The organism is Streptomyces sp. NPDC006265 (assembly GCF_040613555.1).
In the GTDB taxonomy this organism is placed as follows: domain Bacteria; phylum Actinomycetota; class Actinomycetes; order Streptomycetales; family Streptomycetaceae; genus Streptomyces.
In genome coordinates, this window is record NZ_JBEXSH010001390.1 from 1 (window position 1) to 1456 (window position 1456).

Genomic DNA, 1456 nt, shown 5'->3' on the forward strand with positions numbered 1-1456 from the left:
GCCGGCGTGCCGCATCGGCCGCGCGTCGCCGTCGGGGTGGATGTACGCGAGGCTGTGGTCTCGGTAGATCGGACCAGCGACCGGGTCGTCGTTGACTTCCTTGTCGAGCATCCGGAGGTCCGCGTTGTCGGGGTGCGCGGCGACCGCCGTGCGCAGCTGGGCTGCGACCTGCGGCGCCCAGCGCGTGTCCCAGTCGACCAGGTGGTGCTCGCGCGCGTCCTCGCGCAGCAGCATCCACCGGATCAGGTTGCGTTCGGGCAGCTCCGGGGACTTTCCTTCGGGCTGCGGGAACATGAGCTTGAAGTCATCGTTGGCGGCCAGCACGTTCCACGCCACGTCGTTGATGTAACAGGGCTGCCCAGAGACGCCGTTGACAGCCACCTGCCACGCCGGATCGACGTTCGTCCCGGCCATCGGGTCCATAGGGAACGGAGGCTCGTAGCCGATCGCGTAGACGTAGAACGCAGTCCGCTCGCGCTCGTTCATGTTGAGCACCCTGGCCACGTTGTCGAGGAACTCGGTGCTCGGCTGGGGTGTGTTCCCGCGCTCGAACTCGGCGTAGGTCTTCTCCGTGACGAACAGCGCCTGGGCAACCTGCGCCTGGGACAGTCCGCGTGAGCGCCGCCCCCGGCCGGTGCGCTTGGGCCAGCCGAGCTCGACAGGGTCTATCTCTCCGCGCTTCCATTGCAGCAGCTGCTGCAACGCCTCCTTCTGATTCAACTTTGAACCCTTCCCCGTGTTGCCATCCCCGTACTGGTCCAGCGATATACCGGAAGCGCTCGCTCCTGAAATTCGAGGACCGGAAAATTCAGAGCCTGGTGAGCGGGATCTTGGCCGGGAAGAATCGCGCACTGGATCGAATCCGCGTTGTGGGAGACGCGAAGGTCCTCAACCACCGCGAGGGGGAGTTCGCGTTGCTGCATCCCGTTGCCACCCCGTCCGACCGCACGGGCGGCGCCGTGGCACGCACCATGGCGGTGCTCAGTGCGCTGATCCGTCTCGGGCCGGGTGAACATCCTCTGGCTTCGGTCGCCGAGTCCGCGGGGCTTCCCGCGCCGACCGCTCACCGGTATCTGCAGGCCTTGATGCGGGAGGGCGCCGTCGAACAGCGCGGGCCGCGTGCTCGCTACGCGCTGACTGACGCGCTGCACGGTCCCCCCTCTTCGACGCCTTCCCAGCCCCTCCAGGCCGGCCCGCCCTCCCCTGCGGTGAGGGCCGAGATCGTCACACTACAGTCGCGAACTGGTCAACTCGCATTTGTTTACCGACCACATCTGATCGGCACTCCGATGAGAATCTGCGCGGAACGGGCATATGGCCCACACGCTGACGAGGTCCTCACATCGCCTCAGATCGCTCTGCGATCTCTTGAGTCAGCGCCGCTGGAAGCGGACGCGGCAGGTCTGGCGATCCTCGCCTGCCTCGGCTCCGTCGGCGACCACAAGATCGACACGGC

The 1456-nt window shown here is 66.7% G+C and carries 2 protein-coding genes; one reads left to right on the forward strand and one right to left on the reverse strand.

Annotation, left to right across the window (positions count from 1 at the left end; all coding sequences use genetic code 11):
* Window positions 1–720: helix-turn-helix domain-containing protein (locus ABZ281_RS49165; RefSeq protein ID WP_356665335.1), on the reverse strand; the 720-nt coding region annotated here is incomplete at its 3' end.
* Between the two features lie 98 nt (window positions 721–818).
* Between ABZ281_RS49165 and ABZ281_RS49170 the strand changes: the two genes are divergently transcribed.
* Window positions 819–1456, forward strand: a 638-nt coding sequence (locus ABZ281_RS49170) for a helix-turn-helix domain-containing protein (protein WP_356665337.1), incomplete at its 3' end; no start/stop codon positions are given.